Raw genomic sequence first — 26,882 nt, forward strand, 5'->3', positions numbered from 1 at the left:
AGACCATCTAAGGCGCAAGCTATGGTGATGAAATCCGTAGGTGACATAGTGTACATCAGCACTGAATGATCCGAAGTGCCCGGCCCCTACTAAATTAGAGGGTGAAGATATAGTCTAGTCATTTATGAAAGTAAATGTTCGCACGATGGCGAAAGAAATGATGACTCAAACGAAGAACTCGATTCTTGCACAAGCAGCACAAGCAATGCTAGCGCAAGCCAACCAGGCTCCTCAGCAAGTATTGCAATTATTACGTTAATCTTAATGAAAATTGGGAGCCTAGAAATAGGCTCCTTTTTCTATAAGGAGGATTTCACATAGATATCGCAGCTCTATCAATGGCATTGAGCCAGATGAATGTAAGGCAAGAAGCTAGTATTTCGGTTATGAAGAAGTCAATGGATCAGGCAGAAGTTAGTGGTGAGAGTGTAGTAAAGATGTTGGAGCAATCTGTTCAGCCGCATCTTGGTGGATCGGTGGATTTGAAAGGGTAAGTTTTTAATGAAATGAGCAGCCACAAAATATCTGTGACTGCTCATTTTAATTTTGTGAAAAGGAGAATGGGATAATGAAAGAACAAAAAGAAGTTCTGGAGCGGCAACTTCAATGGACAAAAAAGCAAATTAAAATTCTAGATGACATGGATGAAAAGCTACAAACAATGAAAATGATAGCAGAATATGCTGCTGGAAATGATCTTTCTAAAGAAGAAGTAGAAAAGTTGAACGGCCAACTAAAAGAGTTACAAATTGAATACAACGTTCTTGAAGCTCAGCGGAACATTAATTTTCATTAGGAGGGAGTATAATATCTTTTGAATTTATAAGCGGAAGCAATGTGCGGTTATTTGACTAATAGTTAATCCTGTCTTGCATTTTAATTTTACTAGAAGATCCTTATAATCTTCTTTAATTTTTATCTGATAGGGCTTAGTAATAATTGTTTCATTTTGGACCGAAATATTCTCTTTGAAAAATTCGGTATGATTTTCAGTAAGAGCCATCAACAAGGGCAATTTTTTATACTGATTGTTTATTTCAACAGTAGGATTTTTAACAACGAAATCGGTAGGCAAGTAAATCGTGGAGCGTTCTGCAATTTTTTTAGATCCATTTAAACTTTGTCTTTTTCGGTTCATAGATTCGTGTATGTGAGGACTGACTAACTTTAAGAAATGGAGGATTTGAAATTGGTCATACAAGATAAGCCGGTTTTGAGCATCGATTGAAAAGCTAAGATGATACTTCTTTTGAAGAAAGTCGATGAGAAATTGGTTTTCTAAAGATGTAAAGCTATCAGTTGAAAAGATAACTTTTTTTACAATGCCATTCTTTTGTTTTAAATGGCCGTCATCTTGATACCACCAAGCAAATGTTTTTTCATTGAAATAATCCTTGATATAAGAGAAAGGCAATTCTTTTTTTCTTTGAGGGTACCAAATTTCGTATAGCTTACTAAATTCATCTGAAGTACGGGATTGGACAATATAACTTTCTGTGAATCCTGCCGCCATTCTTGTATCTACAATTTTTCTGTACTTAGGAGAGTTTAATGGAAGGGAGTTCGAAAGTTGTTCATAACAATATTCACTCCAGCCTTTATCATTTTTACAATGAGTAAACTGAAATCTCGGTTTTCTTGTTCCTTGTTTTGTTAAGCAACCGTCACCTAGTAACTTTCCACAAAGTAAATCGTGCATTTCCGCCGCCTCCTAAAACACTCCGTTTTTTCTAGTATAAGAGGGTATCTTTCACTAAGTAAAATCTGGACAAGTTTAATTTCTCCTGACAATTTTTTATTATTGCCACAATTATCCTATTCTTTTTTCCTCCAATATCCTATACAATAAACGTGCATTCATTTAAGCAAAAAGGTGGGAACCCTCTAAATGACCGGTCCAGTTTCTTCAAATTGGTTTTATTACATGACTATGGCTTCTATGGCGCAAGCAGCGCCTTCAATAAATCAGACAAATATGGCATCACCGACGGGCGGCATGCCGAACGATAATTCGCTATTCATGATGATTTTGAATGCGGCGATGCAGAATATGCAGCCTGCTTCTTCTGAACAGACGATGCAAATGTCGACTCAATTACTTCCACAGACTAACGGTTCGTTTACTCCGATTCAAGTGACGATCAAACCGCTCGAAACGGAAACAGCAACGGCTGCTAAGAATACGGCTTCGTCGATCGATACGAGAGCCGTTCCTACAAGCCCACAGGATACGAGCGACTTTGGCTTCAAGCCGGTGCAGTTCATCAAGCTCGAGAATACGCTTGATGGAAAACTTAGCGGTGCAGCGAATCATTTCATCAATGCTGGAAAGAAATACGATATTAATCCTAACCTTCTTTCAGCAATCGCCATCCATGAAACTGGCAATGGATCTTCGAACGCGGTCAACCAGAAGAACAATGTTGCCGGCATGATGGGTAAGAACGGCCTCCGCAGCTACGACTCGATTGAAGACAGTATCTTCGATATGGCACGGAACTTGCGGAAGAATTACTTGAATCAAGGAAAAGACACCATCGCAGCCATTGGCGCAAAATATGCTCCAGTCGGTGCAACGAACGATCCGACTGGACTCAACAACCACTGGACGCAAGGCGTCAGCAAGCAATTCAATAACTTAGCTTAAAGAAAGGCCGGTTCCTCCGTGAATCGGTTTTATTTTTTTGCGGAAATCCGTTAAAAATATCTTTCATCTGCCGATAACTACTATAGATAGGTGACGGTTCGAGCGCGCTTTCCTAACTCAACCGAACAGCTAATAGAACGGTAAAGGGAGAGTTAACCATGGAAGTGAAGCAGCCACCAGTAGTTTATATTCCAGTAAAGACGCCTGAAGCAGCAGTTGTATCCGCTGCTCAGCCGAAAGAAAAAACAGCGGAGTTTGAAATCGAGAAAACAATGCCCGTCACAAAAGAAAAACTTATCGAAAAAGTGGAAGGCATGAATGATTTCCTTGAGCCGACGAATACATCTGTTAAATTCCAATTCCATGACGAACTGGGCGAGTATTACGTCCAAGTCATCGATACGATCACCGACGAAGTGATCAAAGAAATCCCGAATAAGAAATTCCTCGATATGTATGCCTCGATGGCCGAATTCGCAGGATTGCTAGTAGACGAAAAACTGTAAGGAGTGAGCCTCATGCGTATTGGTGGATTAGCATCCGGAATCGACACAGATTCCTTAGTAAAAGAAATGATGGCAGCACAAAAATTGCCGCAAGATAAATTAACGCAGCAAAAAGCGTTCACGGAATGGCAGAAAGATGCTTACCGCGATGTGAACTTATCGCTGTCAAACTTGCGGACACTGGCGAGTGATATGCGTCTTCAAAGTTCGTTTAATTCATACAGCTCGACTGCTACAGGAAGTAGTGTGACGCCGGAAACAACTGCACTGTCGGTCAGCGGTTCTTATAAGGTAGAAGTAATTAGCTTAGCAGCGGGTGCGAAAATCAATTCAGCGGCGCCGATTAAAAGTTTCACTAATTCAGCTGTTTCAGCAAAGTCGACCGATGCAATCGGTACGGCTGGAAGCATCACCATTAAAGGGTCGGGCGCAACGGCAACCGACATTGTTGTACCGATCTTAGCTACTGACACGTATGAACAAGTAGCGAAAAAAGTCCAAGAAGCGACGGCTGCAAAAGTTCCTGAGTTGCGGATGAGTTTTGATAATACGACTTCAAGCTTTTTCATCTCGACAAAAGGCATGGGTGGAGATCAGAACTTCACGATGAACTTCAGTACGCCGGAACTGGCGGGGCAAGTCATTAATGCTAAAGATGCGGCAAATGGGAATGCAGTCATTACAAACTTTTCAACAAGTACTGCAGCTACAAACACTTTCATGAAAGCTGCTTCAAACGGTTCTGTAAAGTTCGACGGCATTACCGTCGATAATCTGACATCTAATAAAACAACAATAAACGGTCTAACGTTAAACCTTGTAGAAACGGGTACTTCGACCATCACCGTCCAAGCAGATCCAACAAAAACTTTCGATAAAATCAAAGGCTTTATTGATAAATACAATGAAACAATTGCGGACATCGAAAAGCAATTAGTTGAAAAACGCTACCCGGATTTCCAGCCGCTTTCTGCGGAACAAAAGAAAGAAATGACAGACAACGAAATTGAATTATGGGAAGAAAAGGCGCGCAGCGGCTTGCTTCGGAACGATCCGATTTTAAGAAACGCCATGCAGGAATTGCGCCAGTCGTTTACAAGTCCGGTTGCGGGCATGCCTGCAGGCAGCATCAACATGCTATCGCAAATCGGCATCAATACCGGAACATGGTCTGAAGGCGGAAAGCTGTTCATTGATGAAGATAAATTGAAAAAAGCGTTGACGGACAAGCCTGACCAGGTGATGGCGCTCTTTACGAACCGGGTTGATGATAAAAACGTCGGTGTCGGCGGACGTGTTTATGATGCTTTGAATAATGTCGTGAAAAAACTAAGCGATAAAGCGGGCAGCCCGACAAGTTTGGTCGATAATAGCCAAATCACAAAATACATCAAACAGATGGACGAAGAGATCAGCCGCTGGCAGACACGCTTAGAAAAAATCGAAGACCGCTACTGGAAGCAGTTCACGGCGATGGAAAAAGCCATCAGCCAGATGAACTCGCAAAGTTCATGGATTTCACAAAGCTTAGGAATGATGTAAATGGACAAGCAGCATGAGAATTTGCAGGAGCTTCTGGAATTGACAGAAGCAATCCTTGCAAAAGCGAAAACGATCGGTTCCAAGATGGACGATAATCAAACAGAAGACTTGGTGGAAGTCCAGATTTTATTCGACAGGCGGCAAGAAGTGATTGACCGCATGGAAGCTTCGAAAAACGGAGCGGAGTTCAACTGGTCCGTTGAAGGCAAAGAAATGGTGAAGAGCTTACAGGCGGCGGAGCTCGAATTGAATCCACTCATGAACAGCTTGCACCAAGCATTCACGAACCAGATGAACCGCATCAACCAAACGAAACAGATGTCCAAGAAATACCGCGGCGCTTACCAAAGCACGCCGGCGGACGGGACGTTTTTAGATATACGGAAGTAAGAGGGGGAACGACGATGGCAACGATTAATCCTTATCAGGCGTATCAGCAAAACTCGGTGATGACGGCATCCCCGCAGGAATTGACCTTGATGCTTTATAACGGCAGTTTGAAATTCATGAAACTCGCGAAAAAAGCGATGGCGGATAACAATTTCCAGGAAAAGAACACGAACATCATCAAAGCGCAGAACATCACGCAGGAACTACGCGTGACTTTGGATCCAGACGCTGAGATTTCAAAGAATATGGAACAATTATACGAATACATGTACACGCGCTTGATCGAAGCGAATACGAAAAACGATTTGGCAATTTTAGAAGAAGTTGAAAGCTTGATGGTAGAGCTTCGCGACACATGGAAACAGGTTATGGGGCTTGTGAAGAACAGCTGATTTTATGAAATTGAATAAAAATAATCCTTTATAACCGCACCGGTCGCTTTGGGCATGACTCCCGCAATAAGCCGAGAAGAACACTCGTCTTATTGCTTCGTCTAGCCCTTGGACGCGCCGGCGCTAAGAAATTTCTTGATATGGAGCAAAACAGCGAAGACTCCCGTGGGATAGCGAAGTGCCGAAATCCACTTGGGCGTTAGCCCGAGTTAGTTCGGCGCAAGCCAAGAGTTGACCGAAGCCTGCGAGGGCAAGTCTTTGCGACGAAGCTAGCGCAGCGATGCAGGAGCACAAGTTTTGAAAAGCGGAGCTGTTTTGCGGAATATCAGCTAATCAAACTAGTTAGTTCTGACAGAAATAGAAAAAACTCAAAAGCAGGCACAGCAGGGGTAGAAAACATACTTTTTAACGAGTGAAATGAGGTTTTTGGTGTGGATAAGACATCATGGATAGGCGTAATACTTGGCTTTGTCGTATTGGTCGGCGGGATGATTCTTAAGGGATCAGATCCGGTCGCTTTATATAATCCGGCGGCGTTGGTCATCATCTTCGGCGGAACAATCGCCGCGGTCATGGTCGCGTTCCCGATGGATGAATTGAAAAACGTTCCGGGATTGTTCAAAGTGCTGTTCGGCGGCCCGAAAATCATTCCGATCAAGGAAATGATTCCGACGTTTACGGAATGGGCATTATTGGCGCGAAAAGAAGGCTTACTCGCTTTGGAAGAGCGCGCAGAAGAAGTGGAAGATCCATTTTTGCAGCGCGGCTTGAAAATGGTCGTTGACGGGCAGCCGCAAGAATACATCCGCAGCTTGATGGAAGAGGAAATTGCGGCAATGGAAGAACGTCATGAAGTGGGCGCGAAGATTTTCTCGCAAGCGGGCACGTACGCACCGACGCTTGGAGTTTTGGGAGCGGTAATCGGCCTCGTTTCGGCACTTGGTCACTTGGACGATATTGCACTTCTTGGGAAGTCGATTTCAGCGGCATTTATTGCGACGCTGTTCGGGATTTTCACGGGTTACGTGCTTTGGCATCCATTTGCGAATAAGCTGAAACGCAAATCCGAACAGGAAGCGAAGATGAAAATGATCATGCTGGAAGGTTTGCTTGCCGTACAGGAAGGCTTGCCGGTTCGCACTGTGGAAGAGAAATTATTGACGTATTTGCCGGCGAAAGACCGTGTCTTGAAAGAACCGGAAAAAGTGGGTGGTCAGGTTGAAGCGTAAGAAAAAGCATGAAGATCATGTCGATGAGTCGTGGTTGATCCCTTACGCCGATATTTTGACGCTGCTTCTCGCACTGTTCATTGTTTTATTCGCTGCAAGTGAAGTGAACTCGCAGAAGTTCCAGGAAATCTCGCAGTCGTTCAATAAAGAATTGCAAGGCGGCACGGGCATCCTGGAAAACCAAGCGCCGGTTGAGACACCGGATACAACTTCGAAATTGGCGGATCTCGGGGAAGACGAACCGGGAGACGATGAAGGGCCGAAAACGCCTGAAGAAATCGCTTTGGAGCAGGATTTCAAAGAGCTCGGGGAAGTGCGTGAAAAGATTGAAGCGTACATCAAAGAAAAAGGGCTGTCGACTAGGCTAGAGACGGAACTTACCGGAAAGGGCTTGCTTTTGACGATTAAAGAAGGCGTCTTGTATCCTTCCGGAAGCGCTGAAATTACAGAAAACGCTGAGAAAATGGCGGCTGAAATCGCGGAACTTTTGATTACCGATTTGCCGCGGAATATCTATATTGAAGGCCATACCGACAATGTGCCGGTCCAGACCGATGATTATCCGTCCAACTGGGAACTGAGTTCAGAACGCGCCATCAATTTCATGAAGATCCTTCTTGAAAACGATAAGCTCGATCCGCGTACATTCAGTGCGACCGGCTACGGCGAATACCGGCCGATCACGTCGAATGATACACTGGAAGGCCGTGCAGAAAACCGCCGCGTGGAAGTGTTGATTTCCCCGTACGGCGAAGAAATTTAACAAGATAGAGGTGCACCATGGGGAAAATGAAAGTGTTGGTTATTTTATTGATCGCGGTCGTGGTCCTTGGCGGAGGTGCGATGTATTATTTGAAGAGCCCTGCTGCTGAAGCGGAGACGGAGAAAAAGCTGTCAGCTGAAGAGTTGGTGGAAATGAGCATCGACACGGATATCATCACGACAAACTTAGCCAATGGCGAGAACTACGCTGTAGTCCAGTTTAATATCCAGCTGAACAGCAAGAAAGCAAAAGAAGCAACGGAAAAGCGCACAGCTGAAGTGCGGGCAGCGATTATTTCAACTGTAGCCGGATTCACGAAAGAAGAATTGGTTGGCAAAGAAGGCATCGCGATGCTTGAGACGCAGCTGAAAACGAAGTTGAGCGAGACCATCACCGAAGGCAAAGTGGAGCGCGTGCTTGTGACTGAATTTAAATTGCAATAAAATTAAATTTGGACTAAACATTTTGGCGGGGATGCCGATATAAATAATAGAAAGCACCAGGTGATGGATGTGCACTCAAATCAATTGGAAAATTGTGTACTTTGCGGCAGGCTTTATTTGAAATCCTATACTGATTTTTGCTTGGATTGCTACAAGGAAATCGAGGCGGATTTCAAAAAAGTCGATGCCTTCATAAAAGACGAAGCAAACCGCGAGGCAACACTCGAAGAGCTGAGCGAAGCGACGGATGTCTCTGAAAAGAGGATTGCCGATTTTATTCGCGACGGGCGCATTTACGGGGAGGATTTCCCGAACTTGGGTTACCCGTGTGCACATTGTGGTACAGTGATCAAAAGGCAAGTGCTGTGCAATTCCTGTTACGAGCAGTTTTCATCGGAAATCAGCCGGACGCTGAAGCGGGATAAACTCGCAGACGAGATCGGTAGAAAGCCGCAGGAGCGGGCAGGAAAGTACTGGCAGGTCAAGCAGGACAAATAAACGAACAGGGCGGTGAAGGAATGAATATCGATAAAACAAATGGTTCTTCCTTTATTCAATCTTATCAAAAACAGATGCAGGTCTCTCCGGTGGAACGGTCAAAGCCGATCCAGAAGGAAGACGAAGTGCAGATCTCAAACCGGGCAAAAGAGATGTTTGAGAAGAACACAGGGGTAGACATGGACAGACAAGAAAAAATCAATGCTTTGAAACTCCAGATCCAATCAGGCGAATACGAAGTCAACAGTTCGAAAGTGGCTGAAAGCGTCTTTGATTTCTGGTATGACAAGTAGAACGCTGCTTTAAAGAGGAGGGTGTCGAATGCTTACATCATTAGCCGCGACGCTAGAAGAATTAATCGGCATCCAGAAGCAGCTCCTGGACTTTGCGGAACAGAAACGGATTGTTTTGATCGAGCGCAAAGTCGATGAGCTGAATGGATTGGTAAAAGAGGAAGCGAAGCTTGTCAAACAGCTGAACCAGGCTGAAAACGAGCGCGAACAACTGGCGGAAGAACTTCGGAAAGAACATCCGGACCTGACGTTCAGTGAGTTTGTCGCACAGCTTCCGGACGAAATCATGAAAAAGAGATTGCAGACGCAGATCGAAACCTTGCAGGAATTGCTGGTCGAACTGCAAGCGAAGAATAAGATCAATGAGCGGCTCCTGATCGATTCGATGAGCTTTGTGCAGCACATGATCGATCAAGTCACAAAAACGAAACAGCAAAACTTCAATTACCAATCGCCAATGGGCCAACCAAAATCACAAACCGGCAACCGCGGCTTTTTCGATACAAAAGCGTAAACGTGCCAGAAAGCAGGGAATTACATGGTTTCAACATTTCATGGACTAGAGCTAGGAAAGCGCGGCTTATCTGTCGCCCAAACGAATATCACCACAACGGGCCACAATATCGCCAACGCCAACACAGAAGGCTATTCACGCCAAAAAGTGAACTCCAGCTCGACGCCGTCATTGGATATCTGGACAAATGGCCAAACCAGCCAGCTTGGAACCGGAGCTCAAGTTGACTCGATCATCCGTGTAAGAGACCGCTTTCTGGATGCGCAGCACCGCGACCAATCGTCGACACTCGGCGAATGGAAAGTACGGCAGGAAACACTCGGCCGCCTTGAAGTGGCGATCAATGAACCGAGCACAACCGGATTGAACGCCGCGATGGACGGGTTGAGTGCAGCGTGGCAGGATGTGCAGAACAATCCGAGCGACGCATCGGCTCAAGCTGTGTTGAAAGAACGTGCAGAAGCGTTTGTGGAAACAGCTCAAGCGATGAATAAATCAATGGGGAATATTACTGCGGATCTTGAATCGCAGCAAACGGCGGCGCTAGAAGAAGCCGGCAGCTTAATGAAGCAAATCGATCAGTTGAACGCGAGCATTAAGAAAAGCGGCAACTTATCGAATGACTTACAGGACAAGCGGGATGTATTGATTGGCAAGCTTTCGGAGATTGTGCCGGTGACCGTGAAGGATATGAAAGACGGGACAGCGGAAGTCACATTGCCGGACGTGTTCGACACGAGTGCAGATGGTGAACTGACATTGAAAGCGGACGCAGAAGTTCCTGGCGGGAAATTGGCTGGGATTCAGAAGTCACTTGAAATCGCAGACGGATATCAAACAGAGTTAAATTCAACAGTTGAAAAATTCGCTGCAGCGAATGGGAATTTATTCGCATCAAAAGGAATTGCCGGTGCTGATTTCATCACGAACTTAACAGTGGGTACGACGATTGATGCAACCACTTTGAATGAAGCAGATCTTGAAGCGGCTCAAGGCGACTTCCGCGCACTTGTCAGCAAGCTCGGTGCGCAAAGTCAGACGGCGATGAACACCGTAGCAAACCATGAATCCGCATTGCTCGCAACAGACAACCGCCGCCAATCAGTGGTTGGGGTTTCCATCGACGAGGAAATGGCGAACTTGATCATGTTCCAGCACGCATACAGTGCGGCTGCCCGTTTTATCACAACGACAGATGAAATGCTCGACACCATCATTAACCGCATGGCGAATTAAGGTTTTAAGCAACGGAGGTAGATTGCGATGAGAGTCACTCAACAAATGCTGCATCAAAATTCGGTCCGCAACATGGGACAGAATTTGAGCCGCTTTGAAAAAACGAATAGCCAAGTGGCGTCCGGCAAAATGCTTGAGCTTCCCTCGGATAACCCGAATGGCGTGAGCCAAGCGATGAGCTTGAAAAGTTCACTTGCCGCAAATGGACAATATGAAAAAAATATCGATACAGCCAATCTGCTGCTCGATGAAACCGACCAGACAATCGGCAAAATGACAGACGTTATGCAGCGTGTCCGTGAACTGGCGGTTAACGGCAACAACGGAACATTGGCACCGGAAGACCGGGCGACAATCGCGGCGGAAATCAAAGAGCTGGCAAACCAGCTTGAAGAGTTTTCAAAAGCGAAAGTGAATGGCCAAGATTTATTCGCTGCAGCTGTGGGTGGAGAGAAAGAATTCACCATCAGCAATGGCATCACGATCAAAGCGACTACGTCAAAAGAAGCTTTGTTTGGAACTGGTGATCAGCTAATCCAATCGGTGAAGGATTGGGCAGTGAATATCGAGAGCGGCGTGGAAGTTGACTTGAAAGATGTCGACACCGGCTTCAATAAACTGCTAGGCGTCCAATCCGAAATCGGAGCGCGTGCAAACCGAGTGGAAGCTTTTGAAAACCGCTTGCTCGACAACAATTTACAGCTGAAAAAAATGCTATCGAGCATTGAAGATGTCGATTACGCAGAAGCGATGATTCGCTTGAAGAGTGAAGAAAGCGTCTACCAGGCCAGCCTTGCTTCTTCGGCTAAAATCATTCAGCCGACATTGATGGATTTCTTGAGATAAGATAAATAAAAGCTGGATCCGTTCTTAATCGAACGGATCCAGCTTTTTTGTTTTGTAATTTTTTTGTTAAGTTTTTTATTGCATTCAAAGTTGGATTTTAGGTGAAATCAACTGTATGGGTTCCGAAATCAACTTTATACGAGCTGAAGTCAACCCAAACTTACTCGAAATCAACTCATTCACCCGCGAAATCAACTCACTCCCGAATTAAAGCAAAAAAAGAAGCAGCTGCTGGGGCAACTACTTTTCAAGTTTATAAATAATTAAGATGAAGCGAAAGGCGGCGACTCCTGCGGGAGCAGTGACGGAGCAAAGCGACAGAGCGACACGAGCTGGAGCCACTGGACTGAGCAACGCGAGGGAAGCGGCAGAAGCCGTGCCCGCGGAAAGCGTCCGCCTGCAGCGAAATCAGCAGTTAAGATTTATCCGCGAATTGTATTCACGAGCCCCATCATGTCATCAGCGAAGGAAATGGCTTTCCCTTGCGACTGGATCAAGCGCTGTGTGGCAATCAGTTCGGTCATTTCTTCGGTCAAATCAACGTTCGACGTTTCAAGAGAGCCTTGGTTGATGCGGAAATTTTTATTGTTCTGCTGGCTGAGGTCCACTACCTGCAATGTGCCGTTCGCCACCTGTTCCGCTTCTGTGCCAGGCAGCTGGTAGCGGTTGCCGCCGACTTTCTCCAGCAGATTCGGACGGTTGATGTCCGCGATGCTCAATTGGATTTGCGTCGGCTGCTTGCCGGCGTCTTTATACGTCACTTGCAAGTTGCCGTTTTGATCCGCTTTAATCGAAGCGAAATCGTTGTCGAAAGAAATCGGGTTGTTGTTGCTGTCGAGTACTGCATCGCCGTTCGACGTCACGAGATTGACTTGGTTGGAGTTCAAGACGGGTTGGACTTGGAAAGAGCCGTCTTTTGTATAGAAAGTTTTTCCTTCAGAAGCTACCCGGAAAAAGGCAGAATCTCCTTGGATGCTGAAATCGAGCGGGCGATCCGTTTGCTGGATCGAACCTTGTTCGTTGCGAAGGCTCGTCTGCGTCACGCGTACACCTGAACCGACGCGCAAGCCATTCGGCGTCACGCGGCCGATTTCGTTATTGGCGCCTGCTTGCCGAGTGATCGATTGGACCAGCGTATCCGAGAAATTGGCTTCTTGGCGTTTATAGCCGTTCGTGTTGACGTTGGAAATATTATTTGCAATTACGTCTACTTTTTTCTGAAGTTCGCGCATGGATGTAGCAGCGGAATTCATTTGAATGTTCATATCTTAAAGACCTCCAGATTAAACGCGGCCAATTTCATTGACTGCTTTTTCCATGCTGCGGTCATACGCTTGCAGCACTTTTTGATTCGTTTCAAAGCCGCGGTACGTAGCCATCATATCCGTCATCGTCTGGGTAAGGTCTACATTTGACTGTTCAATGAACCCTTGCTTGACGAACGAACCGGAATTATTCAATAAAGCGACGGTTTCCGCGTTTTGCGGTGCAGCATCCGGAGCGCCTTCCCAACGGAGCAAACCATGACCTTCTTTAACAAATTGCTGCGGATTTTCGGTATAGCCAATCCATAGGCTATTTGTCGCGTCTCCGTTTGCCAGAGTAATTTGGCCATTATCTGCTAAGGTGAAGTCTGTCGAGTTAACGGGAATCGGCTGCATGTTTTGGCCAAGGACGTTATTGCCGTCTGCCGTTTTCAAGAATCCATCTGTACCAACGGAAAACTGGCCGTTTTTCGTATAGCGGACTTGTCCGTTTTCGCCTTGAACCGCAAAAACGAGCGATCCTCTTTGCTGGGTTTCGGGATTTACGGGAAGCAATTCATCCATAAGTGAAAAGTCCGTGTTGTTGCCTGTATCTTTTAAAGCGCCTTGGGCAAAAGAAGGGATTCCTTCTTGAGCATAAACACCTGTATTCAACTGTCCAATTGTCGTTTGGGAGGATGGACCTTTTTGGCCGTTCGCTGAAACTTTTCCAGCTTCCATAGCTTTGATCAATTGCTCAGGAAATGCACGCAGCACGGTCTGATCTTCTTTAAAACCCGGTGTAGCGGCATTTGCTAAATTATTTGTCAGGATTTGCTGCTGCCGGTTGTGGGCAAGCATTCCAGAAGTGGCTGTATATAAACCACGGAACATAAGCGGTTCTTCCTTTCGTACAAAAATGATAGAATATTACCGCGTTAGCATACCATATGACTGGGGCAAAAATATACACGAATATGGAAAAAATAGTACAAAAATTTTTTTGAGAGAAAAATATACAAAAATAAAAAAACATGATACTATAATTTGGTACAATTTTTTGAAAATGGTACTTATTATCGAGATAACTAAGTAAAATAGTCGTATCATGTCGACAATGGCAAACTTTCTCGAAAGAAAAGGACGCAAAGCCACGGGCCTAAATATCAGCGATACAAGGTAGCCGGGTTGCCGAAAGATGGTAGGTTTTTTATAAATCCACCTTTTCTTAAGGGTGGATTTTTATATGAAAATCAATAAAAAGAAAAGGAGTCGAACGATGAATATCTTTCCTCAATCGTTTCAATCACTCGAACAAGCCTTGTCTGCATCGGCTTTAAAGCAAAAAGTCCATGCAGCGAATATCGCCAATGTCGATACCCCGAACTACAAAAGCAAGCAAGTGGATTTTCAATCGATCTTGAATAATGCAGCAGCCAACCAAAAAATGACTAGCTACAAAACCGATGCAAAACATATCGAGTTTAGTGGAGGGGCTTTGAATGCTACTCCTGGGATAAAGGAAAATAATTCCACTTCTTATAGTCCGAATGGCAACAACGTCGATATGGATCATGAAATGGCGGAGTTAGCGAAAAATCAACTACACTATAATGCATTGACAGAGCGAATTGGTGGAAAACTTAGCACTTTAAGCACTGTTATTAACGGAGGTAGGTAAGTAAAATGAGCTTGTTTAATGGATTGAATATTAGTGCTTCAGGTTTAACGGCAAACCGCTTGCGCATGGACGTAGTATCCTCTAATATTGCAAACGCAAATACGACGAGAGCTGAATTGGTGAACGGGGAATGGGTTCCTTACCGCCGTAAATCAGTTCAATTGTCCCAAAGCGGCATCTCACCTTTTCAACAACAACTTCAATCGGCCATGAGCAAAGGGAACTCCCAAGTCTCTGGCGTCGCCGTTTCCAAAATTGAAGAAGACCAAACCCCTTTCGTCCAGACTTACGATCCAACCAATGCTGATGCGGATGAAAATGGTTATGTCCAATCACCGAATGTAGACCCGATCAAAGAAATGGTCGACCTTATGTCTGCAACTCGTTCATATGAAGCGAATGTCACTGCAATGAACGCTTCGAAAAGCATGTTCATGAAAGCATTGGAAATCGGAAAATAATACCTAATATAAGTTGAATTGAAGAATTAGCTTTTACACACCGCTTCGGCCGCTCTGGGCAAAGCTCCCGCAATAAGCCGAGAAGGACGCTCGTCTTATTGCTCCGCTCAGCCCGGGGACGCGCCGGCGCTAAAAGATACCTTGATATGGAGCAAAACAGCGGAGACTCCTGCGGGACTAGCGAAGTGCTGAGATCCACTCGGGCGTATAGCCCGAGTTAGCTTAGCGCGAGCCCGCGGAAAGCGTAGCTGTTTTGTGGAATATCAGTTACAGCTATTCAGTTCAACTTATATAATCACATCGTAACGGAGGCCATGATGGAAAAAATAAGTCAGATCCAAACCCCTTTTATCCAAAACCAATCAATCGCAAAACCCCAAACTGAAAACAAGACAGAAGGATTTAGCGAAATTTTTAAAAACCAATTAGAAGAAGTCAATAAGCTCCAAAACACGTCAGATAAATTAACGAATCAGCTCGTGACCGGTGAAGTGGAAGATGTTTCACAAGTAATGGTCGCGGCTCAGAAAGCCAGTCTTTCTTTGCAGCTTACGGTACAAGTCCGCAACAAAGTAGTGGAAGCCTACCAAGAAGTGATGAGAATGCAATTATGATTCTTAATGCAAAGAAGAGGGATGTATGATTCATGAAAGAAAAATTAACCGGTTATAAAAACAAAGCTCAAGAGTCCTGGGGCAATTTATCACCGACGATCAAATGGACGGTGGCAGGATCGTTTTTTGCAACAATTGTGCTGATTTCTGTTTTTGTGTTCATGAATTCCAAGACCGAATACGCGGTTCTTTATTCTGACCTGTCCGCATCAGAGGCGGGCGAAATCAAAGCTGCCATTGAAGGGCAAGGGATTCCTGTCGAAGTTTCGGCAGACAGCAAAACGATCAGCGTTCCGGCAGAACAAGTTTCTAATTTGAAAGTAAGCCTAGCGGCGGATGGCATTCCAGAGAGCGGCAACGTAAACTACAGTATTTTCAGTGAAAATATGGGCTTGGGAATGACCGACCGCCATTTTGATGTCGTCGAACGCGATGCGATGCAAAATGAACTTGCAGGTTTGATTAAACAAATTGACGGTGTGAATGAAGCGAACGTCATGATCACACTTCCAAAAGAAAATATCTGGATCACTGAAGAAGAGCAAGTCGCGACAGCTTCTGTTGTTGTTCAAGGAGATCCTGGTTTTCAATTGGACCAAAAACAAGTAAATGGCTTATACCACTTGATCAGCAAGAGTGTACCGAGCTTGCCCGCAGAAGAAATTGTCATCATGGACCAGAACGGACAAGCTTTTGAAATGATAGAAGAAGGCCAGATGGACACCACCTTGTCTGTCTATCAGCAGCAAAGAGAAATCAAGCAGGATATCGAAAAAGACATCCAGCGCGAATTGCAGCAAATGCTCGGCATGACGCTCGGCCAAGATAAAGTGGTTGTATCGGTTATGGCGAGTGTGGACTTTACAAAAGAAAAGCGCGAAGAAAACTTGGTGGAGCCGGTCAATACAGAAACCGGTGAAGGCATAGATTTGAGCGTTGAGCGAATTGTTGAGTCGTATTCGAGCGAAGGCGCAGTTGTAGAAGAAACAACCGGAACCGGTGATACGGAAATTGCGAACTACCCGGCAGCTGGAGAAGGCGGAACGAGCGAATCTGAAAAAACAGAAGAGCGGATCAACCGGGAAGTCAATCGCATCAACCGGCAGATTGAAGCAAGCCCTTATATCATTGATGATTTGACGGTAAACGTAGGAGTTGAACCTCCGAATCCGCAGAACGTTGCGAGTTTGACGCAGGAAAATATCGATGATATCAGCAACTTATTGAAAAACACAGTAGCGACAGCATTAAGCATGAACGGTACCGAAGTGACGGAAGAAGACTTGGACGACCGGATATCGGTTTTTGCAACGGAATTCCAAGGGAAACCGCAACTTGTTGAAGAAAAACCGGTAGTGACTTCATGGTGGAGCAAAATCCCGGACGGCATTCTTTTAGGAGTTGCTGGAGCGATGGCGCTATTGATCATCGTATTGATCGTTGTATTAGTGAAACGCAGAAGAAAAGTCGACGAATATGACGATGTAGATCTTGACTTCGATATGTTTGAACAGCCAGTCCTTGATGGCGGCGGAATCAACGAAATCGAAGAGATCGATTTGTCGGAACTGGGCTCAAAATCAAATCCGAAGCGTAAGACAATTGAGAAACTGGCTAAAGAACGCCCGGAAGATTTCGCGAAATTGTTGCGCTCATGGATGGCAGATGAATAGGAGAATGGCGCATGTCTAAACGGACAAAAGGATTAAGCGGCGTCCAGAAAGTAGCCGTTTTACTGGTCGGATTAGGGCCGGAAGTATCTGTTGAGATATTCAAGCAGCTGACTGAGGCGGAAATCGACCAATTGACTTTGGAAATTTCAAATGTGCGGCAGTTGAAAAACAGCCAGACGGAACAAGTACTCAATGAATTTTACGGCATGATTCTTGGGCAGGATTTTATGAATGAAGGCGGTTTGGATTACGCGAGGGATATTTTGGAAAAAGCGCTCGGGAAAGATAAGGCGCTCGAAACGATCGGCCGTTTGACGAGCCGTTTGGAAGTGAAACCGTTCAGTTTCGCCAGAAAAGCAGACCCCAATCAGATCTTGACAATCTTGCAGCATGAACATGCGCAGACGATTGCTTTAGTCTTATCTTATCTTGATCCGAAGCAGGCATCATTAATTATTTCGCAATTGCCGCCTGCTAAGCAAGCAGAAGTGGCGAAGCGAATTGCCATGATGGAAAGCACTTCTCCGGAAGTGATCCATCAAGTAGAACAGATTTTAGAACGCAAACTTTCAGCAACGGGTTCACAAGATTACACATCCACCGGCGGCGTAGAAGCCATCGTCAAAGTGTTGAGCAAAGTGGACCGCGGTACGGAAAAAGCGATTCTGACAGAACTCGAAATGGAGTCTCCGGAATTGGTCGAAGAAATCAAGAAACGCATGTTTGTCTTTGAGGATATTGTTCTTCTCGATACACGCACCATTCAGCGCATTATTCGCGAAGTGCAGGACATCGATTTGGTGTATGCATTGAAAGTGGCGAACGAAGACGTCAAAGAAGGCATCTACCGCAATATTTCAACGCGCCGTGCAGACAGCATCAAAGAAGAAATCGACACAATGGGCCCGATCAAGCTGAAAGATGTCGAAAATGCCCAAACGAATATTGTTTCCTTGGTTCGCAGCTTAGAAGAAAAAGGTGAAATTACAGTAGCCCGCGGAGAAGGGGAGGAAATGATTGTCTAATATCATTCGTTCCTATCCGTCTTCCAAACTGGAAAAGAAAATTATTCGCACAAAAAAGATTGAAAATAAGGTATTCCAAATAGAGGTCCCAGAATTGGACCCCGTGCAAAAAAAACAGAGTTTATTGCAGGAAATTGAATCGCTGCAATTGCAGCATGAAAACTTGCGGAACCAAATCAATCTTGACCAGCAACAAGCACAGCTTGAGATGGCAAATTGGCGTGATTCGCAGCGGGAACAAGCTGAAATCGAAGCGAAGAACTTGGCCGAACAAGCGGCAGAACAAGGTTTTCAATCGGGTTTTGATGCCGGTATGGCTCAAGCTTCAGAAGAATACCGGGAAAAACGTATGTATATGCAAGAACTGATCGAACAAGCTTATGAAGAAAAAGCGAAAATCGTTAAACAGGCTGAACCGTTCCTGTTATCAATGAGTGTCCGGATTGCTGAAAAAATCGTAAAAAAAGAACTCAAACAGCATAACGATCAATTATTGAACATCGTCCAGCTTGCACTTAAGCATCTCGAAGAGTCGGAAGATGTCGTGATGCAAGTGGCTTTAGAAGACTACCCGATACTGTTACCCTTCCTCGATGAACTTAAAACCTATATTCGCGGAGATTCCGAATTAAAATTAATTCCGGTCGCCAATCTTTCAAAAGGCGGCTGCATGATTCATACAGCGAGCGGCTCTTATGACGTCACAGTCAGCGGGCAGCTCGAAGAAATTAAACGCCAATTACTCGCTTATAGTGAGGAGCAGACAAATAATGAACCAACGCACAGATGAGTACCTGGAGCTATTAGAAGAAATCGAACCGGTGAAAAAGCACGGCAAAGTGATTCAAGTCATCGGACTTACGATTGAATCGAAAGGGCCTTATGCGAAAATCGGTGAACTTTGTCTTTTGTACCCAAACCATTACGAGCGGCCGATCGAAGCGGAAGTGGTCGGCTTTAAAGAGAATAAGATTTTATTGATGCCGCTTCAGGATCTTTCGCAGGTCGGACCGGGCTGTTTGGTCGTCGCAACGGGGGTTCCGCTGCAGATCAAAGTAGGACCGTCCATTCTCGGGAAAATCCTGGACGGCACCGGCAAACCGCTCGATGAGAGCACATTGCCTGCCGGATTAACGAAGTATTCGACGAACAACATGCCGCCGAATCCGTTAAAGCGCGCGCATCACCAAGTCTTTGGAAGTCGGAGTCCGCGCCATTGATGGACTCTTGACAGTCGGACAAGGCCAGCGCATCGGCGTATTTGCCGGAAGCGGCGTCGGAAAAAGTACCTTGCTCGGAATGATCGCACGAAATACCGAAGCGGACATCAACGTCATCGCATTGATCGGTGAGCGGGGACGTGAAGTCCGGGACTTTATCGAACGCGACCTCGGTCCTGAAGGGTTGAAGAAATCTGTGGTCGTCGCAGCGACATCCGATCAGACACCGCTTCAGCGCATCAAAGGGGCATTGACAGCGACAGCCATTGCGGAATATTTCCGCGACCAAGGCAAAAACGTCATGCTGATGATGGACTCTGTTACGCGTTTCGCGATGGCGCAGCGTGAAGTCGGCCTCGCAGTAGGGGAGCCGCCGACCAGTAAAGGCTACACGCCTTCTGTATTCGCGCTGCTGCCGAAGCTGCTGGAACGGTCCGGAACTTCAAGCAAAGGATCGATCACTGCATTCTACACCGTCCTCGTTGACGGTGATGATATGAACGAACCGATTGCCGATGCAGTCCGCGGGATTCTCGACGGCCACATTGTACTCGACCGGAAGATTGCCCAAAAAGGGCAGTTCCCGGCGATCAATATCATGTCGAGCGTCAGCCGTGTCATGCACGAAGTCGCAACAAAAGAACACAACCAGGCTTCAGTGGAATTCAAACGGCTGCTTGCAGCATACGAATCTTCCGAAGACCTGATCAATATCGGTGCTTACAAGAGCGGCGCCAATAAAGAAATAGACGATGCCATCCGTTCCTATCCGCTGATCCGTGAATTCCTGCAGCAGGATATCTACGAAAAAGCCAAGCTTGATGAAAGTGTTGAACGGTTAACCGCACAATTTGGAGGAATCAAAACGTGACACAATTCAACTTTCGATTTCAAAAGATCCTTGATTTAAAAGGAAATGAAAAAGGGTTTGCCCAAATCCAAATGGCCGATGCCATCAAACAACAAGAAGCAGGATACGAACGCAATGCGATTATCTATCAAAAGCTTGCAGAAGCTGAACACATGAAAAATGAGAAGCAAGAAGACGGCGTCAACATCTCTGAACTCCGCATGCTTGTCAATTACATCCACCAGCTGCAAGAGCAATTGCTTTCTTCCAACCGTGAACTGGAGCGGCTGCAGAACAATGTCTCCAGATCCCAAAATCATTTGCAGGAAAAAGCACAGGAAGAAAAAACCTGGGACAATTTGAAACAGCATAAAGCCGACCTGTTCCATGAGCAGAATAAAATCATCGAACAGAATTTCTTCGATGAACTGGCCAGTACGCGTTTCTACCGCACATCCCAATCCAATATCGCTGAAAGAAGGTGAATCCGATCGACGCCTTGAAGGTATCTTTTCAACCAGCGGTCAACCAGACCGCAAAAGCTTCTAAAACAAAAACAGAAGGAACAGCTGCAGAACTTGGCGCCTTTTCTCAGCTTTTAGCTTCTGCTACCGCTGAAACAACGGAAACAGGCTCTGAACCGACGGCGGAAATCCAAGCGCAGCTGGAAGAAATCTTGGAGGCCCTTCAGGATTTGCCCGAAGAAGAATTAGCTCCTGAGCAGCAGGAAATGCTATCAGCCATGGTCCAGCTCTTATCCCTTCAAGTGAAACAGCTTGAAACAAGTCTGGAAGAACAAAATTTGATTCAAGCAAAACCGATAAATCCAGAAGTTGTCCCCGCCGCACAATCGGGAGACCAACAAAAAACATCGGTTTTATTGCAGCAGATTCAACAGAAACTCCAGCAATTGATGAATAACGATAGTACAGAGTTCGATATACCTAGAGAATTTGTGGGGGTTGAAACAGAAATTCTTTCTGCAGATCCTGAACAGCTTGAACAAGCAGTAAAACAATTAACCCAAATGGTCCAAGAGCTTGAAAATGCAGAAGCGGTGAGCGGGAAACCGACTGCTTCTCAACAGTCAGAGAAGATGGAGCAAGTAATGAAACAACTGGCTCAATTAAATCTGGATGTTGAAGCCCAAGGCCTACCTGCAGAAGCGGCTAAGCCGCCGCTAGCTGAAGCTGGGCGAATGGCTCAAACACCCTCTGCTTTTCAAGCCTTAGAAATAGAGAATTTTTCAGTAGAGTCGGCTCCGCAAACAGAAGCTCCTGCAGCTCCGGTTGAAAGTGCAAAAGCACAAGCTGTTCAACCGGCACCTCGGGCGGAAACGCCGGTAGTGCGCATGGCCAATTTAGTGGAGGACTTAAGCGGACTGCTTCGCGGATCGATGCGCTTGAGCGGAACTGGTGAAAACGCCCAGATCAAGGTGAGCATTTTCCCTGAACATCTCGGACACTTGGATATCCGGTTGACGACAGTTGACGGCAAAGTGGCAGCGCAGATTTTCACGAGCAGTTTGATGGCAAAAGAAGCGATTGAAATGCAGCTGAACCAGCTGCGCAATACAATGCTTCAGCAAGGCGTCAATCTCGACCGCATCGAAATCACACAGCAAAGCGCGGAGCAATCATTTGGACAGCAAACGGCGAACCCGGAACAGCGCTCCGATCAGCAGCAAAAGCAAGGCACGCCGAACAATAAAAACGGTTATCAGCGAATTGAAGAGGAAGTGGCCGCCGCAACTAGCCGCCGCCAAGCTCCAGACGGTTCAATGATGAAAGTCGACTACACAATTTAACCGGAGAAAGGAGCGTTTCCATGAATGTAGCCAATTCAACTTCAGTAAGCACCCAAGCTACCGCCGCAACAAAAGCGACCGAGCCAAGCAACGCGCTCGGCAAAGACGCATTCCTGCGGATTCTGGTGACACAAATGAAAAACCAGAACCCGCTTGAACCGTTGAAAGATACCGAGTTCATCGGCCAGATGGCCCAGTTCAGCAGCCTTGAGCAATTGACGAACTTGAACACGACGATGACCAAATTCGTCGGCGGCCAAGGCAACTCATCCTTAAGCGACTACGCGGATTTGATCGGCAAGAAAGTTTCTTATGAACAAACCGAAAACGGAGAAGTGAAATCAGGGGAAGGCATTATCAAAGCCGTATCGATGAAAAACGGCGAAGTGGTGTTTGAACTTCAAGATCTTGACGCAAAACTGCCAATCGGTTCTATCCAACGCATCGAACAAGCCACGGACCTAAAAAATGAACAGGAGACCGTCTGATCCAGCCGGTACTCGAAAGGGGAAAATCACATGTTGCGTTCAATGTATTCAGGTGTTTCAGGTATGAAAGGCTTCCAAACAAAATTAGACGTTATCGGAAACAATATTGCTAACGTCAATACAATCGGCTACAAAAAAAGCACAATCAACTTCCAGGATCTGCTGAGCCAGAACTTATCAGGCAGCGGCGTGAACCCGATGCAAGTTGGATTGGGCTCAATGACTTCTTCGGTTAATACAATCCATACGCCAGGTTCTTCAATGACAACTGGAGTTGGTACAGATATGTCGATCATGGGCGAAGGTTTCTTCGTTGTCCAAGATCCTGACAATGCAGCTAATCGGTTTTTGACGCGAGCAGGCAATTTTGTCTTAGATAACACAGGCCAACTCGTCAACTCTCAAGGATACCAAGTAGTAGGAACGAACGGTCCGATTACCATTAACCCGCAAACTTATGATTCATTCACAATCAATGGTCAAGGTGAAGTCTATGCGAAAAACGCAGCCGGCGTTGAAACTTTAATTGCGAACATCGGAATTTCAAACCCGCCAAACCCTTCAGGGTTGAATAAAGTCGGCGGTTCACTTTATGAAATCACAAACGCTTCAGGTGGATCTACTGCTGTACAGACAGTAGCAGCAGCTAATACACAACTCGGCACCGGCATGTTAGAAATGTCGAACGTTGACCTTACGGAAGAGTTTACGGAAATGATCGTAGCGCAACGCGGATTCCAAGCAAACTCACGGACAATCACCACTTCTGATGAAATTCTTCAAGAAGTTGTTAACTTGAAACGCTAATTTGGGAGGGACAGGCTGAGTGAGGGGATGCCCCTTCTCAGCTGCTTATATGATCAAATTGACAAAATTGAACCGGACGTCGTTTACGCTGAATGCGATTTACATCGAACGGGTTGAAACGATTCCAGATACAGTGGTCACCATGCTTTCCGGCAAGAAGATCCATGTGCTGGAATCAGTGGATGAAGTCATCGACAAAGTGACGGCTTACTATCAGAAGATCAATCTTCTGCCTAGTCTGCAAAATCCAAATTGGGATGAATGAAGGGAGGGACAACGGTGGAAAATTTATTGACGGATGAAAACATTGAGGCGCTGCTTGCGACCATTAAAGAAGAAGCGCCGAAGCCGAAAGTGGAAATGAAGAAACGGAAAGTGCAGACTTACGATTTCAAAAAAGCGCTGCGCTTCTCACAAGACCAGATCCGGACATTGACGCGGATCCACGAAAACTATGCACGGTTGCTGACTTCGTATTTATCGACTTTATTGCGGAGCTACGTACAGATTTCTGTAACTTCGGTTGAACAATTCTCTTATGAAGAATTTATCCGCAATGTGCAGAAGAAATCGGTGCTGGGCGTTTTCAAAGCTGCGCCGCTCCAGGGCAGCATGCTGATGGAATTTTCTCCGGACGTCACTTATATCATGCTCGACAGAATGCTCGGCGGCCAAGGCGACATCGCCCCGGAACCGAATGATCTGACTGAAATTGAATTGAGCGTCATCGAGCGGGTCTTCATCAATGCCTTAAACAGCTTCCAGGAAGCTTGGTCTTCGGTCGTGAAATTAAATACGGAACTGAAGGAAATTGAAGTGAATCCGCAATTCCTGACGACTTCGCCGCCGAATGAAACTGTCATTCAGGTTTCCTTGCATGCAAAGATCGGCGAAGTCGACGGCATGATCAATATTTGTCTGCCGCACGTCGTCTTGGAACAAGTCTTGCCAAAATTATCGGCGCGCCACTGGCTGGCCAATCAGAAAAAAGCGATTGAGAGCCATGAAGCGGTTGCGCTTGAAAAGAAAGTCCAGAACACCCACATGGAAGTCCGGGCAGTTCTTGGGAAATCGATGATCGAAGTCGGTGATTTCCTGAACTTGAAAATCGGCGATGTGATTCGGCTTGACGAAGCTTACGACGACCCGGTTGTCGTAATGGTCGATGAAAAACAGAAATTCTTTGCGCAGCCTGGTGTTTCAAAAGGCCGGACAGCTGTACAAGTCACTGCGGTTTACGGAGAAGGAGAAGAATCGAATGACAACTGAGAAATTGTCTCCAGATGAAATCAATGGCCTGCTTGGCCAAGGAGCGGAGGGAAAACCGATGTCCACAAATACATTATTGCAAGTTGAAAAAGAAGCCTTAACCGAATTGCTGACTGTTTCACTCGGCGGTTCATCCACAGTGCTTTCCACGCTGTTCTCAGAACAAGCGAAAGTGAGCACGCCTACCATCTCCATTAAACGAAAAGATGATTTACTATCGGCGACTGCCGCTCCTTTCTTCGTTGTACTCGGGGAATATACAGGAGGCGCAGAAGGCATCCAGATTCTATCGGTCAATAAAAACGATGTCCACATGCTCGCAAAAGCAATGGATGCAGAAACTGAAGCGGAAGATATGGAGAAACAATTCCAGATGCTCCAGGAAATGATCACAGCGATGTTTGCTTCAGTGACCCAGTCGATGGAAGCTGTGCTTGAGCAGGACATTTCCTACTCACTTTCAGGCATGGACGTCGTGGAAAAACAAAAAGATTTTCCGGTATCAAAATTCACCCAAGAAGAATGGTTCGTTGAAGCGGGCTTCCAAGTGAAAGTCGGCAGCTTGAACAAAGCGGATTTCCATCTTTGCATCCCGGTGCAGCTGGCGAAACAATTAGTGGGAATTTTAACGAATGACATACAGGAAGAGTACGTAGAGGAGCCACAGCAGATGCAATTTGAATCGAACAACCAAACGCAGTCAACCAGCAAGCTAAGACGGACAAACGAAGAACCGAATATCCAATCGGTGCAGTTTTCGAGTTTTGATGAAACGGCTTCTGTCCAATCCGAACCGAATAATTTGAACATGCTGCTGGACATTCCGCTTCAAGTGACAGTGGAACTTGGGCGTACAAAACGCATGGTCAAAGAAATCCTCAGTGTTTCCCACGGTTCTATCATTGAACTGGATAAGTTAGCCGGAGAACCGGTTGATATATTGATCAACAATAAATTGATCGCGGTAGGAGAAGTGGTCGTCATCGATGAAAACTTCGGCGTCCGCGTCACCGACATTCTAAGTACAGCAGACCGCATTTCCAAATTGCGCTAATGCTTGAAGCAAGGAGAACATCGAGTTTGAACCAGAAAAAAACTTTTTATGCAGCAATGGCCATCTTTTTCTTATCTCTTTTTGCATGGTTCACGCCGGCTGCAGCTTATGCAGCGGCGGATACGAACGTCACGGACTGGTTGGAAGAAAAAGATAGCGATGCGGAGCAGCCGGCTGAAACCGTAGCAGTAGAACCGGTGGAAAAGCAAAGCTTCGTATCGATTATTGCCAAACTCTTTTTCTTTACGGCGTTGATCGTCGTGCTGATCTACGGATTGATAAAGTTCTTAGCAGTCCGCCAGCAAAAACTGCAGCCGAACCAGGCTGTCAAATTGATGGGCGGCACCCCGCTCGGGAATAATAAGTCGCTGCAGCTTGTCAAAGTCGGCGGCAAAATCTACATGATCGGTGTCGGAGACGAAGTCACGTTGATCAAAGAATTCACGGATGAAGTGGAAGTTGGCTCAATCGAAAAAGATTTGGAGAAACAGCCGACCCTCTTCTCGAATCCGAAGTTCAAACTGCCAACGAAACTTTTTGGCGGAGCGACGGAACCGACAGAAATCGAAATGCAGTCCGACCGAGGCTTTGAGAATTTATTCAAACAAAGTTTGAGCGAACAAAAGCAGAAACAGCAGCAGTTCGAACAGCGGCTTTCTGAGAGCGATGATGATAAAGAAGGTAATTCATGATGATGCTAGATATTCTTTCGTTCATAAATATTCCAGGCATCGACATCGGCGGCAGTGATGCACCGGAAGATGTGGGTACGACGCTCCAGCTTTTTGCGCTTTTGACGATTTTGTCGCTGGCACCGGGAATTCTCATCATGATGACAAGTTTTGCACGCATCATCATCGTGTTGTCGTTTGTCCGCACAGGGCTCGGCACCCAGTCGATGCCGCCGAACCAAGTATTGGTCGGCCTGGCCTTATTCCTAACTTTTTTCATCATGGCACCGGTGTTTACGGAAATAAACGAAACAGCGCTTCAACCGTATTTATCAGGTGAAGTGACCCAGGAAGAAGCGCTCGACAGTGCATCGCTTCCGATCAAGACCTTTATGGCAGAACATACACGTGAGAAAGATCTCGCCTTGTTCTTTAAATATGCCGGCCTCGAAAAACCGGACAGCATCGCAGAAATTCCGCTGACTTCCTTGATTCCGGCGTTTGCCATCAGTGAATTAAAGACGGCGTTCCAAATCGGCTTCGTTATTTTCATCCCGTTCTTGATCATCGATATGGTCGTGGCCAGTACGTTAATGGCGATGGGGATGATGATGCTTCCGCCGGTAATGATTTCGTTGCCATTTAAAATCTTATTATTTGTCTTAGTTGACGGCTGGTATTTGATCATCGAATCCTTGCTGGTCAGCTTCTAGCGAAGG

Annotated in this window: 34 protein-coding genes, 1 pseudogene and 1 riboswitch; of the genes and pseudogenes, 32 read left to right on the forward strand and 3 right to left on the reverse strand. The window is 45.9% G+C overall.

The window, feature by feature from the left end; genetic code table 11:
* Window positions 1-124 precede the first annotated feature (124 nt).
* The 3 genes from L0M13_RS00605 to L0M13_RS00615 all read left to right on the forward strand — a co-directional run bounded on the left by L0M13_RS00605 (window position 125) and on the right by L0M13_RS00615 (window position 796).
* A complete protein-coding gene (locus tag L0M13_RS00605; protein ID WP_311195598.1) occupies window positions 125-259 on the forward strand; it encodes a flagellin in 135 nt (44 codons plus the stop codon).
* A 58-nt stretch (window positions 260-317) separates the two neighbouring features.
* The gene (locus L0M13_RS00610) at window positions 318-494 is read left to right on the forward strand and encodes a YjfB family protein (protein WP_235199232.1); all 177 of its coding nucleotides are present in this window, start codon (window positions 318-320) and stop codon (window positions 492-494) included.
* Between the two features lie 74 nt (window positions 495-568).
* A complete protein-coding gene (locus L0M13_RS00615; protein WP_235197852.1) occupies window positions 569-796 on the forward strand; it encodes a hypothetical protein in 228 nt (75 codons plus the stop codon).
* Between the two features lie 24 nt (window positions 797-820).
* Here L0M13_RS00615 and L0M13_RS00620 read toward each other — a convergent pair whose 3' ends face one another.
* Window positions 821-1,699: an endonuclease gene (locus L0M13_RS00620; protein WP_235197853.1), complete on the reverse strand. Its 879-nt coding sequence runs from the start codon at window positions 1,697-1,699 to the stop codon at window positions 821-823.
* Window positions 1,700-1,888: 189 nt separating this feature from the next.
* Between L0M13_RS00620 and L0M13_RS00625 the strand changes: the two genes are divergently transcribed.
* The 13 genes from L0M13_RS00625 (at window position 1,889) to flgL (ending at window position 11,299) form a co-directional block, all read left to right on the forward strand.
* Window positions 1,889-2,647: a glucosaminidase domain-containing protein gene (locus L0M13_RS00625; protein WP_235197854.1), complete on the forward strand. Its 759-nt coding sequence runs from the start codon at window positions 1,889-1,891 to the stop codon at window positions 2,645-2,647.
* Window positions 2,648-2,805: 158 nt separating this feature from the next.
* Complete coding sequence (flaG, locus tag L0M13_RS00630) at window positions 2,806-3,153, forward strand: flagellar protein FlaG (RefSeq protein WP_235197855.1); 348 nt, start codon at window positions 2,806-2,808, stop codon at window positions 3,151-3,153.
* Between the two features lie 12 nt (window positions 3,154-3,165).
* Window positions 3,166-4,695: a flagellar filament capping protein FliD gene (gene fliD, locus L0M13_RS00635; protein WP_235197856.1), complete on the forward strand. Its 1,530-nt coding sequence runs from the start codon at window positions 3,166-3,168 to the stop codon at window positions 4,693-4,695.
* Window positions 4,696-5,085 (forward strand): flagellar protein FliT, encoded by a 390-nt coding sequence (locus tag L0M13_RS00640; RefSeq protein WP_235197857.1) that lies wholly within the window; start codon window positions 4,696-4,698, stop codon window positions 5,083-5,085.
* Between the two features lie 14 nt (window positions 5,086-5,099).
* The gene (gene fliS, locus L0M13_RS00645; RefSeq protein ID WP_235197858.1) at window positions 5,100-5,477 is read left to right on the forward strand and encodes a flagellar export chaperone FliS; all 378 of its coding nucleotides are present in this window, start codon (window positions 5,100-5,102) and stop codon (window positions 5,475-5,477) included.
* A 431-nt stretch (window positions 5,478-5,908) separates the two neighbouring features.
* Window positions 5,909-6,706 carry a flagellar motor stator protein MotA gene (gene motA / locus L0M13_RS00650; RefSeq protein WP_235197859.1) on the forward strand — a complete coding sequence of 266 codons (798 nt, stop codon included), beginning with the start codon at window positions 5,909-5,911 and terminating at the stop codon, window positions 6,704-6,706.
* Window positions 6,696-7,469, forward strand: a complete 774-nt coding sequence (gene motB, locus L0M13_RS00655; RefSeq protein ID WP_235197860.1) for a flagellar motor protein MotB — start codon at window positions 6,696-6,698, stop codon at window positions 7,467-7,469. Before motA ends, motB begins: the two co-directional genes overlap by 11 nt.
* 17 nt (window positions 7,470-7,486) lie before the next feature.
* Window positions 7,487-7,912 (forward strand): flagellar basal body-associated FliL family protein, encoded by a 426-nt coding sequence (locus L0M13_RS00660; protein WP_235197861.1) that lies wholly within the window; start codon window positions 7,487-7,489, stop codon window positions 7,910-7,912.
* A gap of 117 nt (window positions 7,913-8,029) precedes the next feature.
* A complete protein-coding gene (locus L0M13_RS00665) occupies window positions 8,030-8,410 on the forward strand; it encodes a flagellar protein (RefSeq protein ID WP_235197862.1) in 381 nt (126 codons plus the stop codon).
* Between the two features lie 20 nt (window positions 8,411-8,430).
* Entirely contained in the window at window positions 8,431-8,703 is a 273-nt protein-coding gene (flgM, locus tag L0M13_RS00670) for a flagellar biosynthesis anti-sigma factor FlgM (protein ID WP_235197863.1), read from the forward strand.
* Window positions 8,704-8,731: 28 nt separating this feature from the next.
* A complete protein-coding gene (locus tag L0M13_RS00675) occupies window positions 8,732-9,217 on the forward strand; it encodes a flagellar protein FlgN (RefSeq protein WP_235197864.1) in 486 nt (161 codons plus the stop codon).
* 24 nt (window positions 9,218-9,241) lie between these two features.
* Entirely contained in the window at window positions 9,242-10,453 is a 1,212-nt protein-coding gene (gene flgK / locus L0M13_RS00680; RefSeq protein WP_235197865.1) for a flagellar hook-associated protein FlgK, read from the forward strand.
* A gap of 27 nt (window positions 10,454-10,480) precedes the next feature.
* Window positions 10,481-11,299: a flagellar hook-associated protein FlgL gene (flgL, locus tag L0M13_RS00685; RefSeq protein ID WP_235197866.1), complete on the forward strand. Its 819-nt coding sequence runs from the start codon at window positions 10,481-10,483 to the stop codon at window positions 11,297-11,299.
* A gap of 422 nt (window positions 11,300-11,721) precedes the next feature.
* On the opposite strand, the gene L0M13_RS18420 is transcribed toward flgL, so the two are convergent.
* Together L0M13_RS18420 and L0M13_RS00700 are read right to left on the reverse strand one after the other, a co-directional pair.
* The gene (locus L0M13_RS18420; RefSeq protein ID WP_311195599.1) at window positions 11,722-12,564 is read right to left on the reverse strand and encodes a flagellar hook-basal body protein; all 843 of its coding nucleotides are present in this window, start codon (window positions 12,562-12,564) and stop codon (window positions 11,722-11,724) included.
* An 18-nt stretch (window positions 12,565-12,582) separates the two neighbouring features.
* A complete protein-coding gene (locus L0M13_RS00700) occupies window positions 12,583-13,437 on the reverse strand; it encodes a flagellar hook-basal body protein (RefSeq protein ID WP_235197867.1) in 855 nt (284 codons plus the stop codon).
* 215 nt (window positions 13,438-13,652) lie between these two features.
* Window positions 13,653-13,739: riboswitch (cyclic di-GMP riboswitch) on the forward strand.
* A gap of 83 nt (window positions 13,740-13,822) precedes the next feature.
* On the opposite strand from L0M13_RS00700, the gene flgB reads away from it, so the two are divergent.
* From flgB to fliP, 16 genes and pseudogenes are all read left to right on the forward strand, one after another.
* A complete protein-coding gene (flgB, locus tag L0M13_RS00705; RefSeq protein WP_235197868.1) occupies window positions 13,823-14,224 on the forward strand; it encodes a flagellar basal body rod protein FlgB in 402 nt (133 codons plus the stop codon).
* Between the two features lie 5 nt (window positions 14,225-14,229).
* Window positions 14,230-14,685 (forward strand): flagellar basal body rod protein FlgC, encoded by a 456-nt coding sequence (gene flgC / locus L0M13_RS00710; RefSeq protein WP_052653900.1) that lies wholly within the window; start codon window positions 14,230-14,232, stop codon window positions 14,683-14,685.
* A 314-nt stretch (window positions 14,686-14,999) separates the two neighbouring features.
* The gene (gene fliE, locus L0M13_RS00715) at window positions 15,000-15,299 is read left to right on the forward strand and encodes a flagellar hook-basal body complex protein FliE (RefSeq protein ID WP_260107715.1); all 300 of its coding nucleotides are present in this window, start codon (window positions 15,000-15,002) and stop codon (window positions 15,297-15,299) included.
* Window positions 15,300-15,331: 32 nt separating this feature from the next.
* Entirely contained in the window at window positions 15,332-16,972 is a 1,641-nt protein-coding gene (gene fliF / locus L0M13_RS00720; RefSeq protein WP_235197870.1) for a flagellar basal-body MS-ring/collar protein FliF, read from the forward strand.
* Between the two features lie 11 nt (window positions 16,973-16,983).
* The gene (gene fliG, locus L0M13_RS00725; protein WP_235197871.1) at window positions 16,984-17,997 is read left to right on the forward strand and encodes a flagellar motor switch protein FliG; all 1,014 of its coding nucleotides are present in this window, start codon (window positions 16,984-16,986) and stop codon (window positions 17,995-17,997) included.
* Window positions 17,990-18,787, forward strand: coding sequence for a FliH/SctL family protein (locus L0M13_RS00730; protein ID WP_235197872.1), 798 nt, complete (start codon window positions 17,990-17,992; stop codon window positions 18,785-18,787). The genes fliG and L0M13_RS00730 overlap by 8 nt, the downstream gene beginning before the upstream one ends.
* Window positions 18,768-20,088: pseudogene (fliI, locus tag L0M13_RS00735) on the forward strand (flagellar protein export ATPase FliI). Before L0M13_RS00730 ends, fliI begins: the two are co-directional and overlap by 20 nt.
* Window positions 20,085-20,552: a flagellar export protein FliJ gene (gene fliJ, locus L0M13_RS00740; RefSeq protein ID WP_235197873.1), complete on the forward strand. Its 468-nt coding sequence runs from the start codon at window positions 20,085-20,087 to the stop codon at window positions 20,550-20,552. Before fliI ends, fliJ begins: the two are co-directional and overlap by 4 nt.
* Entirely contained in the window at window positions 20,549-21,874 is a 1,326-nt protein-coding gene (locus tag L0M13_RS00745) for a flagellar hook-length control protein FliK (protein ID WP_235197874.1), read from the forward strand. Before fliJ ends, L0M13_RS00745 begins: the two co-directional genes overlap by 4 nt.
* A 20-nt stretch (window positions 21,875-21,894) precedes the next feature.
* The gene (flgD, locus tag L0M13_RS00750) at window positions 21,895-22,362 is read left to right on the forward strand and encodes a flagellar hook assembly protein FlgD (protein WP_235197875.1); all 468 of its coding nucleotides are present in this window, start codon (window positions 21,895-21,897) and stop codon (window positions 22,360-22,362) included.
* Window positions 22,363-22,392: 30 nt separating this feature from the next.
* On the forward strand, window positions 22,393-23,169 hold the full coding sequence (gene flgF, locus L0M13_RS00755; protein ID WP_235197876.1) for a flagellar basal-body rod protein FlgF: 777 nt from the start codon (window positions 22,393-22,395) through the stop codon (window positions 23,167-23,169).
* A 19-nt stretch (window positions 23,170-23,188) separates the two neighbouring features.
* Entirely contained in the window at window positions 23,189-23,434 is a 246-nt protein-coding gene (locus L0M13_RS00760) for a flagellar FlbD family protein (protein WP_397443508.1), read from the forward strand.
* 14 nt (window positions 23,435-23,448) lie between these two features.
* Window positions 23,449-24,438, forward strand: coding sequence for a flagellar motor switch protein FliM (gene fliM / locus L0M13_RS00765; protein ID WP_235197877.1), 990 nt, complete (start codon window positions 23,449-23,451; stop codon window positions 24,436-24,438).
* Entirely contained in the window at window positions 24,428-25,492 is a 1,065-nt protein-coding gene (fliY, locus tag L0M13_RS00770) for a flagellar motor switch phosphatase FliY (protein WP_235197878.1), read from the forward strand. The genes fliM and fliY overlap by 11 nt, the downstream gene beginning before the upstream one ends.
* A gap of 26 nt (window positions 25,493-25,518) precedes the next feature.
* Window positions 25,519-26,184: a flagellar biosynthetic protein FliO gene (locus L0M13_RS00775; RefSeq protein WP_235197879.1), complete on the forward strand. Its 666-nt coding sequence runs from the start codon at window positions 25,519-25,521 to the stop codon at window positions 26,182-26,184.
* The gene (fliP, locus tag L0M13_RS00780; protein WP_235199235.1) at window positions 26,184-26,876 is read left to right on the forward strand and encodes a flagellar type III secretion system pore protein FliP; all 693 of its coding nucleotides are present in this window, start codon (window positions 26,184-26,186) and stop codon (window positions 26,874-26,876) included. The genes L0M13_RS00775 and fliP overlap by 1 nt, the downstream gene beginning before the upstream one ends.
* Window positions 26,877-26,882 lie beyond the last annotated feature (6 nt).

The sequence above is a fragment of the Planococcus sp. 107-1 genome (assembly GCF_021513255.1).
GTDB lineage: Bacteria > Bacillota > Bacilli > Bacillales_A > Planococcaceae > Planococcus.

Bases quoted from the DNA above. Each gene is read 5' to 3' on its own strand.
- L0M13_RS00605 (WP_311195598.1), top strand. From the start codon at position 125: ATGAAAGTAAATGTTCGCACGATGGCGAAAGAAATGATGACTCAAACG.
- L0M13_RS00615 (WP_235197852.1), top strand. From the start codon at position 569: ATGAAAGAACAAAAAGAAGTTCTGGAGCGGCAACTTCAATGGACAAAA.
- L0M13_RS00620 (WP_235197853.1), bottom strand. From the start codon at position 1,699: ATGCACGATTTACTTTGTGGAAAGTTACTAGGTGACGGTTGCTTAACA.
- L0M13_RS00625 (WP_235197854.1), top strand. From the start codon at position 1,889: ATGACCGGTCCAGTTTCTTCAAATTGGTTTTATTACATGACTATGGCT.
- flaG (WP_235197855.1), top strand. From the start codon at position 2,806: ATGGAAGTGAAGCAGCCACCAGTAGTTTATATTCCAGTAAAGACGCCT.
- fliD (WP_235197856.1), top strand. From the start codon at position 3,166: ATGCGTATTGGTGGATTAGCATCCGGAATCGACACAGATTCCTTAGTA.
- L0M13_RS00640 (WP_235197857.1), top strand. From the start codon at position 4,696: ATGGACAAGCAGCATGAGAATTTGCAGGAGCTTCTGGAATTGACAGAA.
- fliS (WP_235197858.1), top strand. From the start codon at position 5,100: ATGGCAACGATTAATCCTTATCAGGCGTATCAGCAAAACTCGGTGATG.
- L0M13_RS00660 (WP_235197861.1), top strand. From the start codon at position 7,487: ATGGGGAAAATGAAAGTGTTGGTTATTTTATTGATCGCGGTCGTGGTC.
- flgM (WP_235197863.1), top strand. From the start codon at position 8,431: ATGAATATCGATAAAACAAATGGTTCTTCCTTTATTCAATCTTATCAA.
- L0M13_RS00675 (WP_235197864.1), top strand. From the start codon at position 8,732: ATGCTTACATCATTAGCCGCGACGCTAGAAGAATTAATCGGCATCCAG.
- flgK (WP_235197865.1), top strand. From the start codon at position 9,242: ATGGTTTCAACATTTCATGGACTAGAGCTAGGAAAGCGCGGCTTATCT.
- flgL (WP_235197866.1), top strand. From the start codon at position 10,481: ATGAGAGTCACTCAACAAATGCTGCATCAAAATTCGGTCCGCAACATG.
- L0M13_RS18420 (WP_311195599.1), bottom strand. From the start codon at position 12,564: ATGAACATTCAAATGAATTCCGCTGCTACATCCATGCGCGAACTTCAG.
- L0M13_RS00700 (WP_235197867.1), bottom strand. From the start codon at position 13,437: ATGTTCCGTGGTTTATATACAGCCACTTCTGGAATGCTTGCCCACAAC.
- flgB (WP_235197868.1), top strand. From the start codon at position 13,823: ATGAATATCTTTCCTCAATCGTTTCAATCACTCGAACAAGCCTTGTCT.
- flgC (WP_052653900.1), top strand. From the start codon at position 14,230: ATGAGCTTGTTTAATGGATTGAATATTAGTGCTTCAGGTTTAACGGCA.
- fliE (WP_260107715.1), top strand. From the start codon at position 15,000: ATGATGGAAAAAATAAGTCAGATCCAAACCCCTTTTATCCAAAACCAA.
- fliF (WP_235197870.1), top strand. From the start codon at position 15,332: ATGAAAGAAAAATTAACCGGTTATAAAAACAAAGCTCAAGAGTCCTGG.
- fliG (WP_235197871.1), top strand. From the start codon at position 16,984: ATGTCTAAACGGACAAAAGGATTAAGCGGCGTCCAGAAAGTAGCCGTT.
- flgD (WP_235197875.1), top strand. From the start codon at position 21,895: ATGAATGTAGCCAATTCAACTTCAGTAAGCACCCAAGCTACCGCCGCA.
- flgF (WP_235197876.1), top strand. From the start codon at position 22,393: ATGTTGCGTTCAATGTATTCAGGTGTTTCAGGTATGAAAGGCTTCCAA.
- fliY (WP_235197878.1), top strand. From the start codon at position 24,428: ATGACAACTGAGAAATTGTCTCCAGATGAAATCAATGGCCTGCTTGGC.
- fliP (WP_235199235.1), top strand. From the start codon at position 26,184: ATGATGCTAGATATTCTTTCGTTCATAAATATTCCAGGCATCGACATC.